14 protein-coding genes are annotated in these 25,447 nt (G+C 54.6%); 5 read left to right on the forward strand and 9 right to left on the reverse strand.

Translation table 11 applies throughout. The features are described 5' to 3' along the window. The first annotated feature begins 60 nt into the window (after nt 1-60). Nucleotides 61-1,383: a phosphatidate cytidylyltransferase gene (locus Q31a_RS12050; RefSeq protein WP_231691168.1), complete on the forward strand. Its 1,323-nt coding sequence runs from the start codon at nt 61-63 to the stop codon at nt 1,381-1,383. Nucleotides 1,384-1,471: 88 nt separating this feature from the next. Here the strand turns inward: Q31a_RS12050 and Q31a_RS12055 are convergent, their stop codons facing one another. Together Q31a_RS12055 and Q31a_RS12060 are read right to left on the reverse strand one after the other, a co-directional pair. Continuing rightward, nucleotides 1,472-3,655, reverse strand: coding sequence for a Tex family protein (locus Q31a_RS12055; RefSeq protein WP_231691169.1), 2,184 nt, complete (start codon nt 3,653-3,655; stop codon nt 1,472-1,474). A gap of 13 nt (nt 3,656-3,668) precedes the next feature. Continuing rightward, nucleotides 3,669-4,193: an FtsH/Yme1/Tma family ATP-dependent metallopeptidase gene (locus tag Q31a_RS12060; RefSeq protein ID WP_315851659.1), complete on the reverse strand. Its 525-nt coding sequence runs from the start codon at nt 4,191-4,193 to the stop codon at nt 3,669-3,671. A gap of 134 nt (nt 4,194-4,327) precedes the next feature. Between Q31a_RS12060 and Q31a_RS12065 the strand changes: the two genes are divergently transcribed. Then, complete coding sequence (locus Q31a_RS12065; protein WP_145077883.1) at nt 4,328-4,948, forward strand: hypothetical protein; 621 nt, start codon at nt 4,328-4,330, stop codon at nt 4,946-4,948. Then, the gene (locus Q31a_RS12070) at nt 4,945-5,907 is read left to right on the forward strand and encodes an HTTM domain-containing protein (protein WP_145077885.1); all 963 of its coding nucleotides are present in this window, start codon (nt 4,945-4,947) and stop codon (nt 5,905-5,907) included. Before Q31a_RS12065 ends, Q31a_RS12070 begins: the two co-directional genes overlap by 4 nt. A 12-nt stretch (nt 5,908-5,919) precedes the next feature. Here Q31a_RS12070 and Q31a_RS12075 read toward each other — a convergent pair whose 3' ends face one another. Both Q31a_RS12075 and Q31a_RS12080 read right to left on the reverse strand, forming a co-directional pair. Beyond that, nucleotides 5,920-6,459, reverse strand: a complete 540-nt coding sequence (locus Q31a_RS12075; RefSeq protein ID WP_145077887.1) for a hypothetical protein — start codon at nt 6,457-6,459, stop codon at nt 5,920-5,922. Between the two features lie 13 nt (nt 6,460-6,472). Continuing rightward, nucleotides 6,473-9,304 carry a hypothetical protein gene (locus Q31a_RS12080; protein ID WP_145077889.1) on the reverse strand — a complete coding sequence of 944 codons (2,832 nt, stop codon included), beginning with the start codon at nt 9,302-9,304 and terminating at the stop codon, nt 6,473-6,475. Between the two features lies 1 nt (nt 9,305). On the opposite strand from Q31a_RS12080, the gene Q31a_RS12085 reads away from it, so the two are divergent. Beyond that, the gene (locus Q31a_RS12085; protein WP_197356770.1) at nt 9,306-10,088 is read left to right on the forward strand and encodes a sugar phosphate isomerase/epimerase family protein; all 783 of its coding nucleotides are present in this window, start codon (nt 9,306-9,308) and stop codon (nt 10,086-10,088) included. Nucleotides 10,089-10,192: 104 nt separating this feature from the next. Here Q31a_RS12085 and Q31a_RS12090 read toward each other — a convergent pair whose 3' ends face one another. Further along, nucleotides 10,193-11,206: an acyl-CoA desaturase gene (locus Q31a_RS12090; RefSeq protein ID WP_145077893.1), complete on the reverse strand. Its 1,014-nt coding sequence runs from the start codon at nt 11,204-11,206 to the stop codon at nt 10,193-10,195. A 589-nt stretch (nt 11,207-11,795) separates the two neighbouring features. On the opposite strand from Q31a_RS12090, the gene Q31a_RS12095 reads away from it, so the two are divergent. Then, nucleotides 11,796-14,798: a TolC family protein gene (locus tag Q31a_RS12095; RefSeq protein ID WP_145077895.1), complete on the forward strand. Its 3,003-nt coding sequence runs from the start codon at nt 11,796-11,798 to the stop codon at nt 14,796-14,798. Between the two features lie 241 nt (nt 14,799-15,039). On the opposite strand, the gene Q31a_RS12100 is transcribed toward Q31a_RS12095, so the two are convergent. The 4 genes from Q31a_RS12100 to Q31a_RS12115 all read right to left on the reverse strand — a co-directional run bounded on the left by Q31a_RS12100 (nt 15,040) and on the right by Q31a_RS12115 (nt 25,403). Further along, nucleotides 15,040-17,607, reverse strand: coding sequence for a PAS domain-containing hybrid sensor histidine kinase/response regulator (locus Q31a_RS12100; RefSeq protein WP_145077897.1), 2,568 nt, complete (start codon nt 17,605-17,607; stop codon nt 15,040-15,042). A gap of 310 nt (nt 17,608-17,917) precedes the next feature. Continuing rightward, nucleotides 17,918-21,658 (reverse strand): AAA family ATPase, encoded by a 3,741-nt coding sequence (locus tag Q31a_RS12105; RefSeq protein ID WP_145077899.1) that lies wholly within the window; start codon nt 21,656-21,658, stop codon nt 17,918-17,920. Further along, the gene (locus tag Q31a_RS12110; protein ID WP_145077901.1) at nt 21,655-22,923 is read right to left on the reverse strand and encodes a metallophosphoesterase family protein; all 1,269 of its coding nucleotides are present in this window, start codon (nt 22,921-22,923) and stop codon (nt 21,655-21,657) included. Before Q31a_RS12110 ends, Q31a_RS12105 begins: the two co-directional genes overlap by 4 nt. 122 nt (nt 22,924-23,045) lie before the next feature. Then, entirely contained in the window at nt 23,046-25,403 is a 2,358-nt protein-coding gene (locus Q31a_RS12115) for an efflux RND transporter permease subunit (RefSeq protein WP_145077903.1), read from the reverse strand. Nucleotides 25,404-25,447 lie beyond the last annotated feature (44 nt).

The raw sequence follows: 25,447 nt of genomic DNA on the forward strand, positions 1-25,447 counted from the left end.
TGGCTACAATGCAACGCTAGCCTGCTTTCCCCCTTTCCTATTTCCGCGCTGTGTTCACTAATGGCATTTCGACTGGTAATCCTTATTTCACTGTTTTGGGGGCTGCTTATCTGGCAGCCTCCCGAGCTGCTAGGACAGTCCTCGAACTCCCTCCAAGTGGAAGATGTGGGCAGCGCCGCCGCTGCGCCCCCGGCAGACCCCGAAGTTGGTCTCGAAGCCAGCGTTGAGCAAGTGGAGCCGGAACCAGCCAGTCAGCCAGCCACCGCTGAGCAGGTTGAAGATGCTGAGCAGGTTGAAGATAATGGGCCCTTGCCAGTAGGGACGACAGTCGATTCTCAGACCGTCGCTGCTCGGGCAACGCTCGTTCGCGCCAAAGCACTGCATCAGGAGTGGTTGAACTGGCGAACAAAGATGCTGTTGGGCGTCGTGATTGTTACCCTGGCCATTGCCTCCTTGGTTGGGCAGTATTTGCGACGTCAACCGACCGAATACGTGAATCCTGCTTTGGTTCGACGTTTTCGCCAAAGGCTGAATTCATGGTGGCTCATGTGCGCCATCCTAGCGTTCGGGCTGCTGCTCCAGCCGATCGGAACCGTCATCCTATTTGGATTCGTTTCTTTTTGGGCACTTCGCGAGTTCATCACGATGGCCCCAACCCGGCGTGGTGACCACCGGGCACTATTTTGGGCGTTGATCGTCTTTACTCCGGCTCAGTACATCCTGATTGCGATGGAGCATGCGAGTGTGACCTGGGGCAACACCAATTTCAATTACTACAACTTGTACAGCATCATGCTGCCGGTCTACGCATCGCTCTTCGTGCCGGCCAGAATTGCCTTATCCGGCGATCATAAGCGTTTCTTGGAACGCACCGCACAAATTACTTTCGGCCTGCTGATATGTGTTTATTCCTTGAGCTACGCGCCCGCGTTGGTCAACCTCAACCTTACCAAGAGTGATGGAACGCCCTGGAATGGTGATCCGGCAGGCCTACTGTTCTTTCTAATCCTTATGTCTCAACTGTCAGACATCTTGCAGTGGACCTGGGGGCATCTGGTAGGACGGCGGGTGATTGCATCGGATGTCAGCATGAGTCGCACGTGGGAGGGGTTTGCCGGTGGAACGCTGTCGACGGGATTGATTGGAGGAGCACTCTGTTGGGTAACCCCGTTTCTCTTCTGGGAGGCGGCATGCATGTCGATGATCGTGGGAGTGATGGGCATGTACGGCGGAATGACCATGAGCGCCATCAAACGCGATCGTGGCGTGAATGACTACGGTTCGCTGGTTCTCGGGCATGCCGGTGTGCTAGACCGCATTGATACGCTCTTTTTTGCCGCACCGGTCTTTTACCACCTGACGCGTTTCTTCTTTTCCAATTGAGCCACGCACCCAGACTCTATTTCCAGCGGCCTGATAGCCACGCGAAAGCCGAGTGTCGGGGCTTCGCTTTTGTGAGCCCGGTTGGGGCTCAGAACTTGCGCGTTACCGAGATGCGTTTGCGCGGGATGTCGACTTCCAGAACCTTGACTTTGACGACATCGCCAACGGCCACGACCTCGCTGGGATCTTTGACAAAGGTATTGGACAACTGGGAGATGTGGATCAACGCGTCTTGGTGGACTCCGATGTCGATGAAGGCACCGAAGTGAGTGACATTGGTGATGACCCCCTCCAGGACGGCTCCTGGCTTGAGGTCCTCGAGTGTATTGACGCTCTCGTCGAAGTGAACGACACGAAACTCGCTGCGCGGATCGCGTCCCGGCTTTCCTAGTTCCGCGATGATATCAGAGATGGTCGGTATGCCAAATTGTTCGTCGACGAATTCTTCTGGACGCAGCTTCTGACTGAGTGTGGAATTGCCAACCAAAGCGTTGGAATCACTTTGCAGTTTCTTGGCCATTCGGCCAACCACCGCGTAGCTCTCGGGATGGACTGCCGAATTGTCGAGTGGTTCACTACCATCGCGGATGCGCAAGAAGCCTGCTGCTTGTACAAATGCCTTGGGGCCTAACTTGGGAACCTTGGTCAACTGCTTGCGGTTGGTGAATTTACCGTGGTTATTACGGTATTCCACGATGTTCTCAGCTAGTTTCGGACCAATCCCGGCAACGTAGGCCAGTAGTGGACCACTGGCCATGTTGAGGTCAACTCCTACGTTGTTGACACACGATTCGACGACCCTATCGACGCATTTGCGCAACAGCGCCTGATTGACATCGTGTTGATACTGTCCCACGCCGATCGATTTGGGATCGGTCTTGACCAATTCAGCCAACGGGTCTTGCAAGCGGCGGGCAATGCTGATGGCACCGCGCACCGTAATGTCTAAATTAGGGAATTCTTTGGCGGCCAGCTCACTTGCTGAATAGATCGACGCACCCGATTCGCTGACCATGACTTTAGCGACCGAGAGTTGATGCGACTTAATGAGGTTTCCCACGAACGCATCGGTTTCTCGCGAGGCTGTGCCGTTTCCAATAGCGATCAACTCAACGTTGTATTTTTGGATCAGCGCGAGGAGAGTCTTACCGGCACCTTCCAAGTCACTTTTCGGGGGCGTGGGAAAGATCGTCGTATTGGTGAGGAATTTTCCTGTCCCATCCACCACTGCAACTTTGCAACCGGTTCGGAATCCGGGATCCAATCCAATTGTTACGCGCGGGCCAGCAGGAGCAGCCATCAACAACTCTCGCAGATTCTTTCCGAATACCGCAATCGCCTCTTCGTCGGCCTCGGCCTTCAATGCTTGAAGCACACTCGATTCGGTGGCAGGCAATAGCAGGCGTTGGTAGCAATCCTCGACCGTGGCACTCAGTTCTTGGTAAAACTCGGACTGACGATTCGTTACCAGCTCTTGTTTGAGCTGGGAGACCACTTGATCATCGTCCAGTTGCAAGCCGACCCGTAGCACTCCTTCGGATTCCCCACGCAACATGGCCAGCAGGCGGTGGGAGGGAATGCGATTCGCTGCTTCCTGGTGATCGGCGTACAATTCGAACTTGCTCGCTTCTTCCTTCTTGCCTCGTTTTACTTGAGAAACGATCGCTCCGTGAGAGCGAGCTTGAGTTGCCAACCAGATTCGAGCTGGCGGCCTCTCAGACCACTGCTCAGCAATGATGTCTAGCGCGCCTTGCAGCGCGGACTGGGCATCGGGAACCTCCTTCTCCTGGTCGACGAAACGCTCGAGCAATTCCCGTTTGCTGGCTGGCAGGGCCGCGCTCGATTTCGCAACGCTCAGCACCAAGTCCGCTAAGGGCTGAAGTCCTCGCTCTCGCGCGATGGTCGCCCGTGTACGCCGTTTGGGTTTGAATGGCAAGTAGATTGCCTCCAGCCGAGCAAGTTCTTCACAATCGACAATCTGCTTGCGCAGCTCAACGGTTAGGAGGCCCTGTTCGGCGATCGTCTTCAAAACCGTCAACTTGCGAGCCGCCAATGCAGTCGCGCGTTCCAGCGCATCCTCAATCGCTCGCAAGCCGATCTCATCTAATCCGAAGGTGGCTTCTTTACGATATCGGGCAATGAATGGGATGGTATTGCCCGCATTGAGGAGCTCGACCGCGGCTTGAACCTGCTTGAGGGGGATGTTTAAATCCTGAGCGATCTGGCGCACCGCCAAATCCAAATCGAACGCGAAATCGATGGAAACTGTCATGTATTCTGACTTTTTAAGTAAATTGCTGCATGGCTTGATGATAGAAATGCCGCACAGCGCGACCGCTAATCGTTGTCTTTTGTACTAACTCCTGTGCAGTCCACTCAATAGCTTTTTGCAATGCTTCGCCGGCTAGGATATGCTCAGTTTTTGCTAGCATGCGGCGTTGCAGTTTTTCAAATTGTCGGTCCGACAGAGCCCTGGTACCGAGAAGTCGCCCGACTCCCAGTAGATCCTGTCGCGCCCCGTTCGGACAGTACTCCCCCGTAAAGTGCGATTCGGCAACCATTCCTGCCAGGAGGATCACCACTTCATCTTCTAGCCAGTCGTCCGTCGGTTTAAAACGGCCTTTCTGAATTTCGCATAATCCCAACCGCGTCCCTCCAAATTGCAGCTTTCCAGGTGCAATTGTCACCTTTTTGACGGGGCGTCCCAACGCGATGGCCATTACGGCGTGACCGGCTTCGTGGAAGGCGGTGGCGTGCTGTCGATTCGTTGGGGCGGGTTCATTGTCCATCTTGGCATTGTATTCTTGCAACGCAATCCTCGAAACAGTATGAACAGATTCCCTTCGGTCGCTTGGCATCGGACTCGGTTCCGTTGCCGAAACGACGGAGCAGGATGGTTAAGTTGAAAAACGCGAAACCTTTTTTATTCGATCTCTGGGGCACAATGGCTCATTCGGAAACCGCATTGTTGCAAGCTACTGACTCCGCCGGAAGACGCATTGCAGTCCGTTGGTTCGTGGGGGTGTGCGCCCTCTGGATTGCAATCGAAACCCTGCCAACGTCTGTCCCCGGCATCCAGCGGCTGAAAGACCTCTTGTCCCCGATCAGTAATCGATGCGGTGTGTGGCAAGGGGAATGGCCGCTCTTTGCCCCCAATCCCGTGTTAAACAACGCTTGGCTGACTGCCGAGATCACAGCACCCGATGGAACTAAGGAGTACTGGAATTCCACTTACTGGGCGACGGCCTCTTCGTGGGAGAAGTTTATCCATTTTCGGCATGTCAACTACGGGAATCGAATTGCGTCTGCTGGCCGGGCAGCCGTCGATGATTTTTGCGATTACATTGCCCGGCAGGAGATTTCCTCGAGCGCGACGCCGGAGTCGAATGAGTTGAACGCGAGGGATGCCGAATCAGCAGGGACAGCCATGGCGGGTTGGACAGTCACCCTGTTTCGCGATCAAATGACGATGCCACCACTGTTGGAGAGTGAGCTTCCCCCGCGAGAGGAGATCGCTTGGATTTCAGTCAGTCGCCCTCTCACCAGCCGCCGATACTCGCCATGATTAGACTATTTGCATGGAGCCAAAAGAAGTTCGATCAATTTCTCTTCGACGCTACAGATGCACGTATGTGCTCTGTTTTGCGTGTGGGCTACGCAACGCTGCTGCTGGTCATGCTGGGGCAATTGGCGGGAGAGGCTGAGGTGTGGTTTACCGACGTGGGAGTCCTGCGATCGGAGTCGGCTGAACAGTTCAACGAGTATGCCAAGGAGTCTGTGTTATTTTGGCTTCCCGCTACGTCGAGCGTCGTTTACGCATGCTTGGGGCTGTTGTTTTTCAACGCCGTGCTGCTGTTGCTGGGCTGTTGGTCTAGGCTGCAAGCGGTGTTTATCTTCGTGGGGCTGACTTCCTTTCAGCACCGGAATCCATTGATCTTCGATGGCGAAGACACGGTCTTCCGTCTCATGATCTTCTTCATGATCTTCATGCCGTTGGACCACGCTTGGTCACTGTCCAAGAGCTGGACGAGGCGTTGCAGGTCGAGAGATCGGGTTTCTACAGCGTGGGCACTTCGGCTGGTGCAGTTCGAAATGACGGCCATTTACCTATCGACTGCTTGGTCTAAATGGCAGGGTGAGACGTGGAGAGACGGGACGGCGCTTTACTACGTGTCACGAATGGAAGATGTTTTCGGGCGTGGATGGTTGCCCGATTGGCTGTTCGAAACGTCTGGAATCTTGCATTCCATGACCTGGTCGGTGCTCCTGTTGGAGACGCTGCTGCCGGTGTTGTTGTGGATTCCGGCGACCCGGCGCTATGCCATTCTGCTAGGCATCGGGCTGCATCTATCGATCGAATATGCGATGCATCTCTTTTTGTTCGAATGGATTATGATCCTGGGGCTACTGTCCTTTGTAAAGCTTGAGGATCTTTTCCCACGAACGGATGATGGAGGGTCGCGGGATTCTCAGCCAACCGAATTGGCAAGGGAATGCGAAAATCTCCACAGTCGAGAACGTTAGCCGTGGTGGACGTCAATTTCCCTGGAATCCTTGCATGGGGGAATGGTGTTCGTAGTCGGTGACCAACCACCGACCATTATTTTCCATGAAGTAGACTTTGATAAATCTTGGAACGTTGATTTGTTGCCCCTGGGTACTGAGGTTTACCACAACATTGAATTCAGCGATGGCAGAGCGGGGCTGCGTACTCGGATTGACGGAGATTAGCTTGATCCGAGTGACGCGTGCTCGCTGGAATTCATAGTTCGGCAGTTCGGTTCGAGCCTGCTGAACCGTCGGCTGAGCATTCGGGTGAATGTAGCTGTAGACCTTCTCCCGATCATTGCTTTCCAACGCTGCCGCGACCTCGTCGAGAATCCCCTTGATCTCCTCGCGGGGCGTGACGACTTGGAGGCTGATTAGCAGCAGAATCAAGGTCAGAGCGGCTAACAGCCCCGCAGCGTAAAGTGTCGGGCGATTACCAGTCTGTGTCCAGAACAGTGCCGCCAGGACAACGAGCGTCAGCCCGCAGACTGTCAATAAGACAGGGCTCTCATAAAGAAAACTGTACATGTTACCCTTCGACTCAAGGGGGCTGAACCCGATAGTTAAGAATGCGACCGGTTCCTATTTCCTCACAGCGTATCCATATTTCTCCTTCATTCCCCTGCGGAATCGGGAGGTTGAGTTTACGAGTGGTTGTGCCGGGCATGGCCTGGACTACTTGAAAACGAGAGTAAGGCAGGCCAGCAGGAAACACCTTGCAATCAAAACTAACCGCTTCCGGAGTGTTATTGAGCACTTCCCATTCTAGCGTAATGAAGGAGTCTTGGTTTCGCATCGCTCTCCAACTAAATATCACATCGCCGGTTCCCAATGCAATCTCTCGGTAGACACTGAATTGATGTGGGATATCCGTAACGATGTCGAAATCGAAACGAAGGCGATGTGTACCAGCCGAAGCATCACTGCGAACGGAAATCGTAAACTCTTTCTCTTCAGTGGCCTGTGCCATGAGTTGGATCGGTAGTTGGAAATTGCCCTTGGGGAGAAGCGTTGGACTGTACAGACGTAAGGTGCCTGATACCGCTTGGGGGAACGTGTTGGAAAGCTCGAAGGGTAACGCTTGCTCGATTGCAATGGTACTAGCCAGATTCGTGATTTTCACTTCGAAGCTTTGTCGCCAGCGGATCACATCAGCGTTCACTCCGCGAACGATGATGGGCATGGTCCCCACTTCAATCCGCTGTTCCTGTCTTCCTGATTCGGTTTGCACCTCAACTACTTCGACATTACGTCCCCAAACATCAATGGCGGTAACTTGCTTGCCGAGATAGAGGCCCTCTGACGTCGGGGACTCGTTCCACAGGATCATGACGCCGCCTTCTGCGGAGTCGAACGCATAGTTCTGGCTGCCGTTGGGCATGCTGATCGATCCAATGAACTCCGCCTCGCCAATGGAAGCTACCAAGGAGTACCATGGGATCAGCATTTCCGTCAGGTTGCGTTGCTCGTCAAACAAACCGTCTTCGCTGTTGAACGGATCATTTACAAAGGCTGCCATGAGGTTGGTTTGTTTAACGACGATCATCCGTTCCACGAGGTCTTTGACTCGTTCGGGCAACGAGTAATCGGAACGCGATAGGGGATTGATGTTGATCCAGACTGAGTTCTTACGCTGCACGGACTGCGCATAAGTTGCCAGTTCCTCGGCCGATAGGGGAGGTGTCGCTTGATAGGAGATCGCATTCCAGGCAGGTTCGCCGTCCTGGGGAAGTGGATCCACCCACGTCCACGCTAGGGCCAGCGAAAGATCCTGTGAGTATGCTTGCATGTGCCTACGAATCTCCGTCAAACCTGCCGTTAGGTCTGGATGACTCATGAAACTGAGGTCATCATCTGCACCCAATTGAAACCAATTCATTTTGAGACCCATGCGAGTCAAAACCGGTTCAACATGTGGGACCCACAGCTCCGGGTTGCGAAATACCGATAGGGCGAAGTTTGCTTCGGGGCCATCGCCAAAAACATGGAGTTGCGTTGGAGGCGGGCGGTCGAAACGCCCTACGCAAATGACTCCCAAGTTCTGCAATTGTTCGACCATCGACACCAGGTTGTCCGCGCTGTGGATGTCGGCATAGTCGAACCAAACTGGAAATTTGAAGACTCCAGCTCCGAATTGCTCAACCAGTTTGGGCACATCCTCTGGCTGAACCGTCGCACCAAATTCAGGAATTGACCAGCCAAAAGGTCCCCCTCGGAGCGGTTTAGGATCGAGGACTCCCACGAGTATTTTGCGTTGACGGAACTCGCCGCGGCCCGAACCTAAACGCACTTGGACCGAATAGAGGCCCGGCTCATCGATCTTCAGATCCCAATGAGCCACGCCATTAATTGCGTTTTTCAGTTTGGCCACTAGGTGAGACTTGGTGGATGGATCGGCTGGCTTGCTAGTTTCGGGAGCTGGCTGGCTCGGTAGTCCGAGCAGGTCAATCGCCTCTTCTCGTACCAGTTTTCCTTGCCAGTCTCGCAATTCGAAGGCTACCTTGGAGGCGAGGTTGGTAATGCCCATGGCAGCGCACGACACCTGAAACGCTTCTCCTGGCCGAGCCAAATGATGTGTCAGTGGCGTGGTCAGGCTCAGGCGTGGTAAACGGTATACATAGATGGAATCGAAAAAGGCTTCTCCGGTGAACACCAGGTTCTCATTGGGCTCCACTTTGATATGAAGTCGTCCCCAGGTAAGTGCCGGGTCTAGCTTGCGGCTGACCTCCGTCTCAACGAACTGCCAATCGGTACTGCCTGAAATGGGTGGCGTGGTTAATGTTCCAACGATCTGCTCCTGTTCGTCCAGCAGTTGCAATTCGATGTACGCGCGGTGTCCCCCCAGGGCTTGGGCGGCGACTTCTGCCGACATGCTGTAAGCGTATTCCGCTTCCAATGGAAACTTGGGAGAAATCAACTCAGCCGCGCTGCCATCCATTTGAATTGTGACGCAATTGTTGAAGACGTATCGGTCCATCTTCTGGGCAACCGCCTTGGGGATGACTTCGGGGATGTAATTGCCATCCCAGCGGCCGGTATGCCAAGCGTGATCAATGCGGGCGAGCGTGAACTGAGCCTCGCGGGCCAACAAGTCTTCAGCGGCGTTGCGCGGTGCCAGACCGATCTTAATAAAGCCAGGATGTTGCCGGTCGCGGCGCCGTTGCCATCCATCGGGCCACTGGTCGAGATTCGCGTCGTCCTCCGCGCGAAAATCCCAGCCATACAATCGCTCCGCAGCTAACTCTTGTGCCCTCACGCCGCTGGTGCATACTTGGAAATACAGGACAATGAGGATCCAGGCTGAGAGCCGACAGGCTGCCAATGCTTGAGTAGTGATGATCTGCAGCATCGATGGAATCAATGGAGAACTCATAGTGCCGGAACTGAACATAGGTATAGGCTTGCGGAGCCTGCGTCAAAGTTTCAAGAAAGCTTTGCACACTGCTGCGAGTGTGGGAGCTACCGGGGTCGAAATCGATGCCCGAAACTTGCTCCAACCGAAGGATGTTAGCGATACGGGGCGACGACAGCTTCGCAAGCTGTTAGATGATCTCAATTTGCGGATTGTATCGATTCGATTCCCCACCCATCATGGCTACGATGTCTTGGCCGATTTGGAGCGTAGGATCGATGCTACCAAAGAGGCAATGCGCTTCGCCTACTCCTTGGGAGCCAACGTGGTCGTCAATGCTGTTGGCTATGTACCGGAAGATCCACTGCATCCCGCCTATCTGCAGCTCCAGGAAAGCCTGGGAGATTTAGCACGCTTTGGACAGCACATTGGGACTCTATTCGCCTGCGAAACCGGCTCCGAACCTGTCGAGCGTCTGACTGCTCTGTTGGATTCGATTCCAGACGAGACCATCGGCGTGGCGTTCAATCCTGGCAATTTGATCGTCAACGATTTTTACGACGAGGAGTCGATTGAACGATGCGCTGCGAAGACCCTGATCGTGAACGCTCGGGATGGAGTGCGTGATCTAGCTCGGGGGAGAGGGTTAGAGGTTCCACTAGGACGCGGTTCAGCCGACTTTCCACGGATTCTAGGGGTACTGGAGGAACGCCGTTATCGTGGCTGGTACATCCTGGATCGTGTGACTGCCAGCGAGCCGACCGAGGAGTTGGGGAACGCGGCAAAATTCTTGAAAGCCCTGTAGGACGCGGTGCCAATTCCTAAGCGGACCCTAGCAACGAAAAACGCTGTAGTTGAATGAACTACAGCGTTGTGTGTTTTGGGGGTGAGGGATACTCGACCAGCAAGCTAACTCTTGGCGTTCTTTTCACTGCGACTGCGATAGTCCACTAAATCCCAGGCAATCCCCATGACTTTCATTAACCGGATGGTCAAGAAGGTCATATCGAATTCCCACCACTTGTGGCCGTGTTTGGCCATGCGTGGATGCGCGTGGTGATTGTTGTGCCAGCCTTCGCCGTAGGTGAATAGAGCCACCCACCAATTGTTGCGGCTATCATCGCGGGTTTCGTAATTGCGGTAGCCCCACAGGTGGCTGGCGGAATTGACGAGCCAAGTGGAATGCAGGACTAAGACCATTCGCAAGGCAGCGCCCCAGATCAACCAAGACAATGCAAGCGTCGAGCCGCCAACGGCGTATCCGGCTGCGTAGATGATGAGCGAAAGTCCGACATTCAATGGAACAAATGCGTAGTCCAGCATGCGCATGTACCGGTCACGGTAGAGGTCCGGTACCCACTTCTTCAGGTAATCGTTTGGATTCTTTCCGCCCACCTTGTAAGCCAACCAAAATGCATGGCTCCACCACGAGCCGTCGCGTGGCGAGTGAGGATCGCCCTCTTGGTCACTGCGTGCGTGGTGCAAGCGATGGTTTGCAACCCACACCATTGGCGGACCTTCGCCAGCCAGACAACCGATGGTTGCGATAGCGCGACGCACCCAACGATGGGTCATAAACCCACCATGCGTCAGCAAGCGATGGTATCCCAAGCAGATTCCAATGCCTCCACAGACCCAGTGCAGAACGACCAAAACCGCTAGACCGGACCATGAAAAGGTCCAAGGGGCGGCAAGGGCGAACAGGTGAATCGCTACCAACCAACCCGCTGCCGCCCAATTGATGTTATTGGCACGCGCGGTGTGGGCTCGACCCGAGGTCCAAGTCAAGCTATTGGATGCTTCCGTAGGGGCATTCCCATTCAGCAGTCGCGAAACTGCTCTCTCATCGGTCGGCCCTACCGCTGCTTCGGTGGCTTGACGGTAATGCCGGCGATTAGACCGTCGACTCTTTTTATTGGACATGTACGATTCGCCGTTGCGAGAGTAAGTCACCCGATATTTACCACGCCATCAAATGGTACAAGCGACTAACTAATTCATAATTTTAAGGATGTGATGGACTGACCCGTCACCGAACGTGACAAGCCATTAAATAGCTCGACCAAGTGTAACGCAGCGTCGCCAAGGCACATCCCAAAAGTGTCAAAGTCAAACGCGACCGGTACAATTTCTGCCAGAATTGTCCCTATTCTTTGCGGGTACGTCTAGCCAGAATCGCATCTGCGTCGCCTTTCTGGATGCTTTTCCTGCGTGCATATTGCGCCAGGAAATTGAAAAACATTGGGGATTAAGTCGGTTTTCTCGCAAGGGAGAAGACTGCCTCGCAAAGGTCGTTCTTAAGGGGGCCTGTCGGCCTCTCCCAAAGACCCGGATCTCGGCCTGGCAATAGCCCATTCGCAGAAATAGACGCGGCGTATTCGCCCAGAACTGCCTAGTTTGCCCGCGCGTCCTAACCGGCCTTTCGGTTTCCGGTCCACTTAAGCCGCTTACTCTGCCGATCAATCCCTAAGACCGTCATTTCCAGCATTATTTAGCCCACGCTTAGGTTTGGATGTACGCTAGCCACCACAAAGCAGCCGAGTACCGGAATCACTGCCAATCCAGCCGCTTCTTGATCGCACGGTTCCTGTTTGCGGGGATCGGTGCCTGGGCGGTTCTGGGGGGACTCGTAGGTTGCCAGCGCGACAGCCATTTTCGCGCTGCAGACCGCGATGCCTACGGTCTGATTCAACAGAAGGCGCATGCGCCGACTTGGCAGATTGGGCCCGACTTTGATGTTCAGCCCGATACGCGCTCGCGATTCTTCGACCCGACCAATCCGGTTGATCCTCAACTGCCCATGCCGGCGCCCCAACTGTACAACTATCAGTTGCCTCCCCTGCAGACTCCTGCAGCCAAAACGCCTCAATTGGACGGTGCTCAGGCTCCAGGGATTGGCTCGGCAGAACAGTCGAGCTCCAGTAGTGTGGGAGAGCTTACTCCTCCACAACCTGCAGATGCCCAAGTGGTCGGAGCGGCTTATACACAAGAATCTGTGGTGACCTTGGCAGCTCCATTGATGCAGAGCGAACCTCAGGCCCTCGAGTTGCCGCCTCCCTCAGTTGTTGGAGAACCGTCCGTTGAGTCTCTGCCAGCGCCTCCAGCGGAAAGCAGCGAAGAGGAGGGCGCCACTAGGATCAATCCCATACCGAAAGAGTCGTGGGAGGCTCTGCCCGAAGCGTGCCTACGCCGCATGCTCGAGTTCGAAACTGTTCGGCAGGAATTCGAACGGACCTATCAAACTGCAGTTTCCGCCTCACAACTCGATTCCGCCGAACGCTTGACCCTAGCCAACATCTTGGAGGTTTCGCTGGTCAACAATCGGGATTACCAGACGCGTAAGGAAACGCTCTATCGGGTTGCCCTGCGACTCTCGCTGCGCCGCTTTGACTACAACCTGAAGTTCCTCCCCAGCGGCAATGGTACCGACGCAACCTACATCCACGACCGAACAGGTGGGATTGAAGTCAACCGCCTAGCCACGCCCACTGATATCGGCATCAGCAAATCACTGTACACCGCAGGCGATTTGGTGGCGAGATTCGCCAACGACGTGGTGCTGACCTTCAACGGTAGCTCTGGCTATTCCTCGTCGGTTGGCTCCTCACTTCTCATCGATTTAGCGCAGCCCATCATGCAACGGGATGTGCGGTTCGAGCCCTTGACCCAAGCGGAACGCGATGTCGTTTACGCAGCCCGAGATTTCGTGCGCTACCGCAAGCAGATGTTCCGCGACTTAGCCGTGCAATATTACAACCTGCTGCTCACCTATCGTAGTATCGCGATTAACACCCAAGACTACTTTAGTAATCTTAGAGGATTCAACCGTACTGCCGCTCTGGAACAAGTCGGCTCATTGCCACGCTTTCAAGTCGATCAGTTCGAACAGAATGCTCTGCGCAGTCGAGGGAACTTGATCAGTAGTTGCAACAATCTTGAAGGGGCCCTCGATCGTCTAAAACTGCGGATTGGTTTGCCGACCGAAATGCCCGTCAACCTCGATCTCTCCGAGCTCGAAGAGTTAACGCAGCGTGATGAATCGACTGTGATCCAAGAACAGATCCGACGAAAAGTGGACTATGTCTACCAACAGCAACAACGTGAGGGGGCGGAGTCTGCTCTGACAGCCGCCGCCGAGGTTGCCCGTCGCACTCTCAATCTTGCCAACCTCCAAGTTCAGATGGGATCTGCCGATGAGTCAGTCGTGCAAGAGCTAGAGATGTTGGTGACTCGGCTCGATGTCGAAGGCCTGCGGATTGTAAACGCCGTTCAAGTAGGCTTGTTGGAACACGTCGATGAGAACCAGGAGGAGCAAGTTTATTCGCGGCTGTCCGATGCGGTCAGCGCGCCTTTAGCATCGTTCCACCTTCAACTCGCCCTACTCGATCAAGTCCTACGCAGCAATCAGCTGGAAGACTTCACCGTACGCAATGAGTTGGCCGAGAGGTTGAAGAGTCTAGACGATCGGCTGGCCGATGTATTTGAACGGCGTAAACGCATTCGACAAACCCAAGAATTATTTGCCTTCTATCCGGCCGTGATTGCGGAACTCAGGGAGCTGCGGAGTGAAGTCATTAGGATGGAGTCCGATTTCGAGCAGGCGTTGCTCCAGCATGGTGTGCAACTGGCCACTTCGGTTGAAGACCTGGAAGGTCTGACCCAACAAGTCGTGGCACGGGTCCAAACTCCGCAATTCATGGAGTCGGCGGGACTAATTCCGGTTGAGGTCGATGTGGACGAAGCCATGTTGACGGCGTTGGTCCAGCGACTGGATCTGATGAACCGTCGCGGTGAAGTGGCCGATGCCTGGCGCGAGATCAAGTACTCTGGTGATGATCTAAGAAGCGTGCTGAATATTCGCGCTACCCAGTCGATTCGGACTCGCCTGGGATCAAAGAATCCGTTTGACTTTTCGCTCGATGACAGTACCACGACTCTGGGGATGGATTTCGATACGCCGCTCAATCGTCGAGCAGAGCGAAACGCATTTCGCTTAGCACTGATCGACTACAACGCCGCTTTGCGCAGATTGATCGAGGCACAAGATAACGTCAAACTCGATATTCGTAACGATCTGCGGTCCCTGGAACTGGATCGAAACCAATACGAAATCGCCATCGCAAGTGCTGCGTTGGCTTACGAACGCGTAGTCAGCACTCGCTTGCAACTGAACTTGGCGGTCAAGAGTGTTACTGCTCGGGATTTCTTGGAAGCCCAACAAGCCTACACTCAGTCTCTGAGTGCAGTGGCCCAGCAGCACATCGGCTACATCATCGATCGCATCGAGTTCTTTCTCGACCTGGAGCAGTTGCAAGTTGATGACCTCAATTTCTGGCCGCAATTGCGCGACGATAAGTATCCGTTCGTCCCCAATGTCGATTTCAATCGAACATCCCCTGCAGGCTATGGCACGCTTCCACCCGGCCCTTGGTACAGTCGCAAGATGGAGCGTATGCGGTGCGTGCCCAACGGGTTACCGGCGATTCATAAAGCGGCTGAAAACGACGTTGATTAACAGCTGAGACTGACCGCAGCTCTGCACTTTGCCGCTGGGCTGAGCACAGCTGAGCTGGGAGATAACGCGAGACGATGGTGGTGGTCTGACCTCCGCAATTCAGTGTGGGCGGGCTAATCCGCAACCACTGCATGCTGTTGGTTGGAGATCGAACCGGCACCAGTGGATTGGCCGATTGCTCTGCACCTTACCCACCGCATGCAGCCTAGGCGGAAAGCTAGATCCCAGGCCGCGATCAAGATTAAGTTCCGGCGGACTTGAATTGGGGCTGTCGACTCGTTGTTTTCAACAGACGCTCGAGCGTGGACAAGAGCAGGTCGTTGCTGAAGGGTTTTCTCAGCAAAGCCGCATTGGGGTCCAATCGCAGTAAGCTGTCCAGATTCGGTGGGGAGACATAGCCCGTCACAAAGCAAACCGGTAGGGTCTGGTGCAAAGCCCGAATTTCAGCATAGGTGGCCAAGCCCGAAAGACCTGGCATTTGCTGATCGAGTAGGACGATGTCGAATTCTTGACCGCCGCGAAGTCGTTCCAGGGCAGCCTCTCCCGACTGGGCGGGGGTGGCCGTACAGCCGTGCAATTCGACGATATTGGAAATGGCCGCCAAAACGTTTTCTTGATCATCCACGATCAGCACCCGTTTGTTGCAGCGCGTCGTGCTGACTGAGTGTGCTGCGTCCACGCGATGAACTTCGCTGGTAGACGCTGGAAGCAAGACTGTGAAACTTGTCCCCTCTCCCGCTTTCGTCTGCAGCTCTATCCCGCCTGCGTGATGTTTAACGATACCCAAAACAGTGGCCAGTCCTAGTCCGCGACCGGCCAATTTCGTGGAGAAGAAAGGATCAAACATCCGTCGCCGAGTTACCTCGTCAATGCCGTGACCATCATCGGTTACAGTAATACACACATAGGCATCAGCCACTAAACTATCGGCAAAGGTTAATCGAGAGGAATCCAAATCGGCATGATCTTGCTTCCATAGCTTAATGCTAATCGTGCCCGCCGAATCAACCGCCTCAACGGCGTTGGTGAGCAAATTCATAATCACTTGCGAAACCGTTGCCGGATCACCTTGAATCGGCGGTAAGTCTGGAACGCTATCCAATGCGATCTGAATCGCCGGGCTCGTCGCTGAACGAATCAAGCTCATAATCTTGCGGACCTCAAGCTCCACGTCAAATGGTTGCATCTCCGATTCAACTTTGCCAGCGTATGTCAGCATTTGCTTGCAGAGTAGAGCCGCCGTGTTGGCGGCTTGAATAATTTGAGGGAAACCTTGTTGACTGGCGTCTGCAGCGTTGTCGGCAATCCCTTTTAACTGCAGGTACTCCGTGTTCGTCATGATCACGGTTAAAAGGTTGTTGAAGTCGTGTGCAATTCCCCCCGCCAACTTGCCCAAACTTTCGAATTTTTGGCGATTCTGTAGCTGTAGTTCGTGAAGTTGATTTGAGCGGGCGCGCCTCTGTTTTTCGATGACTAATGCCAAGGATCTGGCCACGCGTTCCAGGGCTACAATGGCCTCGATGGGGCGTGGCATGGCATCAGCGGAAGTCAGGCAAATTGTACCAAGCGAAGTATTGCGGCTATCCACAATGGGCATGTAGCCCAACGCTTGAATTCCGTAGCCCATGCACAGGGAGGCGGTGTCTGCGATGCTCTCCGTATCGTGCAAGTTATTATAAAAAACGTATCGCTTGGAACGCATGGCAGCTTGGCAGCCCGTCGTCTTTCCCGCAACTCTCAGCTCCAGTAGCGACTGGCTGAAATCTTCCGGCAGTTTGGGAGCGACCGCCAGTTGGATGAACTGTTGGTGTTCATCGAGCACCATGACCAAACTGCGGAAATTAGGAAATGCGCGATCGATGCCATTAGCAATGTCTGTGAAAAACGTCTCGTCCACTTCCTCCTCAGCGCTCGCTTCAAAGATCACGCGTTCCACTTCACGCAGTTCGATCTCCTGCTGCTTCAGGGAGTCGTCGTAGATTGTCCCGATGGCACGAACGGGCTTACCCTGCTTGTCAAATTCACAAATCTGCCCCTTGGTACGCATCCAGCGAAACTTGCCATCTTTGCATCGCATGCGAAAGGTTCGCTCGTATTTTCCCGCCAGCAATGCGCCAATACTATCGTAATTGCGATCATCAACATGAATGAACTCTTGGACCATATCGAGAGTTAACTCAATTTCCCCAGCCTGGTATCCCAAGATGCGATAATACTCGGTATCAAAGGTTACCGTTTGCTCGGCGATATTCCACTCCCAGACTCCAAGCTGAGTGCCGCGCAGCGCATATTCATAGCGACTGCGCAACCTAGCGAGGCTCTGTTGCGCCTGATACCAATCGGTGACGTCGGAAAAACTGCAGATGGAGTAGGTCTGCGTTGGCATCCGAACGAGATTGCTGGTCAGTCGCACGTGGAGGGGGGCGCCAGTCAACGTTCGCAGTGGCACGTCGCAGACGAACGATTCGTCCCCGCGCGTCAAACTTTCGAAGTATTCGACAATTTTGGGCACTGACTCGGGAACGTAGACCTCGTGCAACCGAGAAATTAGGTCGGCGTCGTCTGTCGCTTCAAATAGCTGAATGGCGCATTCGTTGCACCACACTAAGGTGAAGGTTTCGTGCAGAGTATCAAACAGTTTGGCGTCATTCGCCACCGCATCGGCCAGCGAACCGGTTCCCTGTGCTTGGAGCTGCCGCAGGAATTCAATGGTGTGGGTGTATTCTTTCAACATCACTGGGCAATTGGTTTGCTCTAGCAGACCAATTGGGCCAAACACCGACAATAGTTCGGTAGGAATCTCCATCATCAGAAAGTGCTCCAGAGGCGGTGTTACGGGGACGAGCCACCGCGGCTACTTGCATCCTCCCCCGAACCTCGGACAACGACTGATGGAGGGGCTGCGCGGCACAAAATGCGTAGGCGCTTGCCGAACTGCTGCGAACTCTAGATTGTAACACGTTTTCTGGTCAATGTGGGTTTTTGAGTATCCCCGTTGCTACGCGACAAAAAGGTGGGCGGATGTCGCTGTCTCGGCTCCATCTGCAGCTGTATCTGAAGTTGCATCGGAAGACAGAAAACAAAGCACCACGTAGCGCATCGCGCGCTCGCGTATGGCCTTAAGAATTCACCTGCTTGCCGTGGCGAGTCCACCACAAGTCTGGAGGAAGAGGGCCGTCATCTCCATGGGCGTCGGATTCGACCCACCCTTCAGCCGAGATAGTCGGTGTGGAATGGCGTTCGTACCATAGCCAATCGATTTCCGGCTCCTGCTCAACCACGACCACACGGCGAACCTTCTTAACCGGAGAGGCAACCGGTGTCTCCTGCGGCGGTGGTGGAGGCGGAAGCGGTACTGGTTCCACCGCAACGGGCGGAGCTGGGACCTCAATGACCGGCAGTTTGACTACGGGTTTGGGAGGGGGCTCGGGCTGGGGAGCGACCGGTTGGGGAGCAGCCAATACCTCTACGCGTGGTACAGCCTTGGGCGTTGGCTCTGGCTCCAATTCGAGTTCGGGCTCCGGTTCAGGCTCCGGTAGGGTCAGTTGAGCGTCGTAGAAAATCTCAGCTTCGCCAGGCTGACCTTGGGTTGGCAATACACGTACCTGAACGCCGATGCGATCAAAAATCCGCATAATGTGTTCATGGCAGGTAAACATCACGACTTGATGCCCCAATTCCGCGAAATCTCGCAGGACCTTGGCTGCTGATTCCGCTCGAATGGAATCAAAGTTGACGAGCACGTCGTCCAGAACAAGCGGGATGGTGACACCACGCCTCGCATAGGCGGCGGCCAGCGAAAGACGCAGTGAGATGAAGACCGCTTCGCGCGTTCCGCGGGAGAGCACTTCCAACGGCAATGCTTGACCGGCGCCATTGTCAATTCGCAATTGATTCTTACCCAGCGGGGTCCAGATGCGGACATACTTACCTTCCGTCAACTGACTGAGGAACGCGCTCGCCTCACGCAGTGTTTCAGGTTGCCTTTCCGTTTCATAGACCTCACAGACGCGGTCTAGCAGGCCCGTAGTGGCCGCTAATGTTTGCCAATGTTCGCCACAAGCCTTGAGTTGGTTCTCGATGCAAACCAACTCTAGTTTCGCTTCCGACAATCGCGTGTTGGCGGCTAGAGATTTCATCTCTTGCGAAAGTTCACCTTGACGCAGGTGCAGTTGCTCAACCCTTTGCTCGGCTTGTTGAGTTCTCTGGGAAATCTGTTCCCAACGCTTTTCTAGGTCTGCAGCACCGGGGCCTTCGAGCAATTTGGCGACAGTCTCGTAAGGAACTACTCCACCAATAATTGCGAGAATGCGCTCTCCGAATTCGTTGAGCTGCTCAACAAGTTTGCGATGCTGCTCCTTCAATTCGAGCATTTCATGCAACTGTTCCTCAGACTCACATCCATGTTCCGCTAGCACGGCGCTGTGAGAGCGATGGAGTTTATCGATGCCTTTTTGGATCGACGAGAACGTCTTGGCGAGCGCTTGGTCTTGTTCTTTGAGGGCTCGCTTTTGAAGGATGTACTGTTCCTGAGAGCTAATCAAGGCCGATAGCTTGCTCAGCTGATTTAGGGCTGCCGTAGCTGCTTCGCCATCCGCTCTGACCGGTTCGCGGTCTGAATCCTTAGGAGAATTCCCCTGTTTCTTGAATTGGCTCGAAGCGGGACGACTCGACTGCTCATCGAACTCCTCCTCGTCGTCGGACTCGCGCTTTGAAACCGCATCGCTAGCCGCCTTGGCCGCAAACACTTGCTTAGCGAGGCTGTCGATTCGCTGTGTTAGCGCACCCAACTCCAACTGCCGTGCTTCGAGTTCTTGTTCCAAGCTTTGCAGATGCTTGCGGGTCTGCAAGAGCGAATCGTAGCCCTCAGCCAGTACCCGGATGCTCTTGGGAGACATCGACTCGGACAGTCCCAACTGCTGGAGCGTACGCTGCCAGTGACTGCGGGCAGTGCGGAGAGCATCGGAGGCCTGCCCCGCACGCTTTTTAGCGGTTTTATAGCGTTCGACCACGGCTTGGAAATTATGTTGAACTGGCAGTAGAGCTTCGAGCGCTGTGACTTCTGCCTCCGATTCCCGTAGCTGAATTTCGAGCGTTCCTGAGTGCGAAGGAATGCGGCGTTGGAGATCATCGCGTTCGAGTTCCGTTTTGCGAATCTCTTTGCGAACTGCATCGATTTGATCTTCGACATCCTCCAGTGTGGAAACCGTGCTGCGTTCCAGAACGTTGCTCCACATGAGTCCAAAGAACAGCGCAGCTCCGCCCAGGACAGCCATGACGGAGCCGGTTGACGGGTTGTAATCGACAATGGAGCTGAATAGGGGCAGGAGCATCCCCAATCCCCAAATGAGGAAGAAAGCTCCGCCAACGAACAGAGCGCTCAGCATGAAGGAGCGTTCCAGGGGCAAAGCTTCATCGACGGTTAAATCAATGGCTTCTTCTTCAAGCTGTTCGCGCCGCGTGGTAAGACGTTCCAAGGCCTCTTCAATTTGCTGGCGTTTGCGAAGCAGTGCGATTAGTTCACCATTGCTCTCGAGCGCCGTCTTAAGGTCCTTGAACTTGGTCGTTTCCATGGCGGCGGCAATTTCTTTCTCCAGCCGATCCGCTTCCTTCTTCTCGACTTCGCTTTGCTCCTTGGCTTGTTTGAACCGAGTGGTCCACATGCGAACTTCACTGGCGGGTTCGGCCAGTTGGTTGATCGCCTGCCGCGACAAATCGGGCATTCGCGCCATCCGCCGATCTTGCAGCAACGCCTGCTGATCCTCCTCGGTAATGCCCAGTCGCTTGGCATCTTCGAGCAATTGATCGCGAGTTTGTGAGAGTTGCCCCTCCAGCCGTTGGATGTTCTTTTGAATGGAAGAGATCCACGGAGCCTGCTCGTTGGCGGCCTCGATCTTAGCCGCTAGTCCGAGAATCCCGCGTCGTAGCGGAAGGCTGCGCGCTTGATCGCGAAGGGCTTTACGCTTTTGCTTAGTTTCGTTCAAACGCTCTTCGCGTTCAGCAATTTGCAAGGACAACTCTGCCAACTTGTCAGCTGCAGATTGTGGAATGTCCGTCCGGGCACCGAGCGAATCAATTTGGGCTTGGACTTCAGTCCGCTTGTGCCATGCCGGGCGAACTTGAAGTCCAACTTCGTAGGCTTTGGCCTCAACTTCCCATTGTCCAATCCGCTGCTTTAACTCATCCAGTTCAGAGTTCTGGGTATTCCGCAACGATGCCAGCTCGCTCCAACGACGCCCTAATGCATTGAGTTGTTCGACTTCTTCCTTCAGCTTTTCGCGCTGAAGCATCAACTGCTGCATTTGCCCAGTATCGGGGGTTGCTCCCACAATCTTCTGGCGAGCTGCCTTCAATTGCCTTGTGACGTCGACCAGGGATACTCGATCTAGTCCGCTCGAGAGCTTGTAGAGTTCGTCCGCAGCGGCGGTATCATCGAGCGTGCTAAGCTCTTGCAGCTCTCGCAGCCCAATCGCAAATACGTTGGTGAAAATGCTTTCATCGACTTGGCCTAATAGCATGGCAAGCCGGTGTTGCCCCTGCGCCAAGCCATCGCTGCCGGTAACCGTCAGATGCCCCGTAGCGGCACCTTGGTCGAGCTGTCCTCGACGGGTAATCTCGTAGCCTCCGCCAGGTCCGGTTACGCGGATCGTCCCACCAGGTTTTCCAGGATAGAGCGGTGGCAGGTAACGCCCACGTCGATCTGGCGTAAACCCATAGAACATTGTGCGAAGGAAATTCATGAGTGTCGTCTTTCCCGCTTCGTTCGGTCCGTAGAAGACCGTCATCGAATCGGGCATGGAATGGACCGAGAGCCCAGACCAAACACCAAAACCATCTATTTGTACGTCTCGAATTTTCATTTTTCGGACCCTCCGAAGCGGCGAGTCGGCGCCACTAAGTCCACTTTGTGACCACGCAATAGATCGACACCCAATAGAGTACTGCGTTCGATAGTCGCGGTCAGCGAGTTCGAACTACTTCCTGATAACGCCCCTTGCCAGTTGTTTGTGCCTGGCGTCTCCACATCAATAATCGGTTTGAGATTGATATGCTTAGCAGGGTCTTTGCGAGCACTTGCGCTCGTACGCAAGAAATCTCCCAAGATCGTGTCTTCTTCTTTCCAGCTAGCTGGGAGTTCTTTAGGAGGCAAGATTTCAATATCGGTCGACCAACAGCTTGGTTGCCCATGGCCAAATTCTCGCCGCAGCCAACCCAACAAATCTTCCATCGCACTAGGGCCCACCACCGACGCATTTTCTAAGTCGAGATGCACGCGCCATTTGACCAAGACGTGTCGTCCCGAGGCTTCGCTCTGCAATCTGGCAACGCGTTTCGCTAGGAGTTGCCGCAAGTCGCGGCCAAGGGCAACGTCATCCGCATCGATCTCTTGGACTGAATAACGGATTTGGTCCGTTTCGATCGTATGGATCTGCAATTCGCGTTGGGCATCAACATCCACCAAAACAAATCCATGCGGGCCTGGCTCCTTTAATGAGCGCGCCTGCGGAGAGCCTGCGTAGCGGATGACGGGATCGTCGCTTCGCACGATCTCACCTTGATGCCGACCGCCCAGCGCCCAGTAGTCCACATGTTCTGATGCCAGCGATTCGGCGTCTGCCTGACCGTACCCCACCGCGACTACAAAGTTGTCGTCCGCCTCATTGGCATACTCGACAGCTCGCACGGTTTCGCCGCCGCTGGAGCTGCGCCCAATCAAATTGACCAGTGGGGTTTGATGCCGACGAAAGATAAAGGTTTCGGCTTCATGTTTCGAAAAGAGGTGTACGTTGTCCGGTAGACTGACCGCCGCTGGCCAGCGATCGGGATCGTCGACTTCGCCGCCAGCCCAGTAAATCTGGATTCCTTTGCCTCGCAAAGTTTCGAATTGGTCGAGGAGGAAGGCGGGCCCCTGAGAACCGCTCGTGGCGGGATTGAGAATATCGCCTGAGAGCACGACGAAATCAATGTTTTCGACCACCGCATGCTCGAAAACGGCTTCAGCCGCTCGCCAAGGTGCTTCCACCAAGGTTTTTCGCATTTGCTCCGGCAAGTCTAAAATGTCTTGCAGCGGTCGCTCAAGATGAAAGTCGCTTGCGTGTATAAAGCGAAACGATTCCTTCGCCATAGCTCGGCCTTCCCTGGTTCAGTATTCGCGGCGCCGCCGCGTCGTGGTGGATCATCCATCCACCCCGAGTTTAGCGTACTAAGCCATCCTCTGCCAACGCCGTTTCTTGCCTAGTTCCACTCTCAATGCATTTTTTTGACCGCAAAGGGCTTGCTAGCATTGCCTGGGCGGAAGTAACTCAACAGGGCTGGAAGGAAAACGAGGTCGCAGAACAGGGCGGCTGCAATCGTCAAGGCCCCCATCGTGGCGAAAATCTGGTGATCCCGCGAATCGGAAAATGTCACGACTGCGAATCCTGCCACCAAAACACTCGTGGTCATGATCAGGGCGGTTCCTACGCCGGTAAAAGCATTCTTGATGGCTTGGTCGTTGATCTTCGTGGGGGATTGAGTATCGCGATGCTCCCGAGTCAAGCGGGTCTGCTCTTCTTGGTAACGCGTCAAGAAATGGATCGTATCGTCCACCGCAATACCCAGGCAGATCGTAAAGTTGCAGACCATCACGATCTCTAGGTTGTAGCCCATCATCGCCAAGTAGGCTCCGGTAAAGGCTAAGGGGAAAAGATTGGGGATGATGGAAATCAGCCCGATTCGAATTGAGCGGTAGACCACTGCCAGGACAATCAAAATGATCAATGAGGCGGTTCCCAAGCTGGTCGCTAGGTCGACCACGATTTGGTACAGATTATGCCATCGCCAAATGGCTCCACCCGACAGCTCTAGGTGAAAGCTGGGATGCTGCTCCTGGATCTGGGCAAGGCCCTTCTCGATCCGCTCGAAGACTGGACCGTAGGCCGCGATCCCCAAATCCTGAACGCGAAAGGTGATTAAGGTGAAACGCTCTTCCGGAATAAAGAAAGCTCGTTTCAAGGGAGGCGGAAGCAACTCTAGCAGCGACATGCGTTCCCTGGGGGGGCCGCTCCCCGGTTGAAAGTCGATCAGATTGCGAATCGAAAGCGGGTGTCCGATCAGGGGGTCCTGGGCCAGAAGGTCATCGACGGCAATTACCACTTCCAGCACTGCCGACGAGTCGCGGGGAGTTTGCTCATCCCAGCGAATGTCAACATTTGCAAACTCCAGCCCTCCAAAAGCTTGGTCTACATGCAGCATGGCCTGCGTTGCTTCAGCGGATTGTGGCAACCCGTCCGATTGACGTTGATCGGGTTTCAACGTCATGCACATGGCCACCAACAGGGCGGTCGTCACGATACCGCCGACGCTAATCGCAGTCCGATGGCCTAGCACCCAAGTGATTACTGAACCAATCCGGCCCAGGTGCCGGTCGATGAGATTCGTACTGTGGCCGGCGTCAATGCCGCGTCCCAGCCAAGTGGAACAAGCCAGCGGGATAATGGTAATGACCGAGAGAAAGCTAAACACCACTCCAATTGTGCTGCACAGTCCGAATTGCTGAACCCATTTGGAATCGGCAAGCATCAAGGAGCCAAAGCCGATGGCCGTGGTCAATGAGGTTAGAAGGCAAGCCATGCCTACTTGGGACAGCCCGCGTTGGGCTGCGGCGTTGGGGGACAGACCCGTGGCCCGGAGCTTGCGGATTTGCACCATCAAGTGGACGCCATCGGTCAAAGCCACCAAGCTGACCAGGATCGGCAAAATTACATCAATGAGCGGATTCTCAAAGTATCCCAAGTAGCGGATGCAGCCCATCGTCCAAAAGACTCCCATGAGTGGAGCCAGGGCCACGATGACTACCGCGCGGACACCTCGGAACAGAATCAAGGCCATCAACACGATCATGCCGTTGCCGATGATTTGGTATTTAAGCTGATTGCTCTCGTGTGCGCTGACCGCAGCGATCGTCGTCGGTTTGCGACCGGTTGCGCGAAAGGATAGATCGGTTCCTGGGAACTCTTCGGCAGCCGCGCGAGCCGTTGCCGTCAAAACGGTCGTTGCGTCAGCGTCTTCCAGAACAAAATAGGGGTTCAGGTTGATCAGCATCAGCAATGTCTGCGCATCGTCACTCAGTAACTGCCCGACGACCAAGGGGTGAGTCAGGGCCTTGGCCTTGGCTGATGCAAACCTTTGCTCCGAACCGTTGGCGCGGGGCAAGAGTGGCTCCGGTAGTCCAAAGATGTTCAGCATCGGCACGCGGTCCATCCATAGAACGCTGCTCACCTGATCCAATGCTTCCAGCTTATCCACCACGTGTCGCAATGCGGAGGTGGTGGCTTCATTGAAGAAATCGTCCGATTCGACGACCAGCACGGTGTCCGCACTGCTGAGACTCAAAGGTCGAACGTTACTTGCCGGATCGGAGAAAACTCGACCGCTCGACTGCTCGGCTTCGTCGGTCGCGGCTTGTTCTTGTGTTGCGCTAAATTGAGCCAGCAGGCGGTGCGGCCAGTCGGGGTCCCAGAAGCCAAGACCTGCCACAATTGAGATCACGCCAACCAACAACCAAACACTACGACGATGCCGTAAGCTCCAATGGGACAGATTTTCAAAAGTCCGATTTGTCATTGCGGCTGACTAAAATCTTGAAGGTGCATCGTGCGAAGGGGGCA

The organism is Aureliella helgolandensis (genome assembly GCF_007752135.1).
In the GTDB taxonomy this organism is placed as follows: domain Bacteria; phylum Planctomycetota; class Planctomycetia; order Pirellulales; family Pirellulaceae; genus Aureliella; species Aureliella helgolandensis.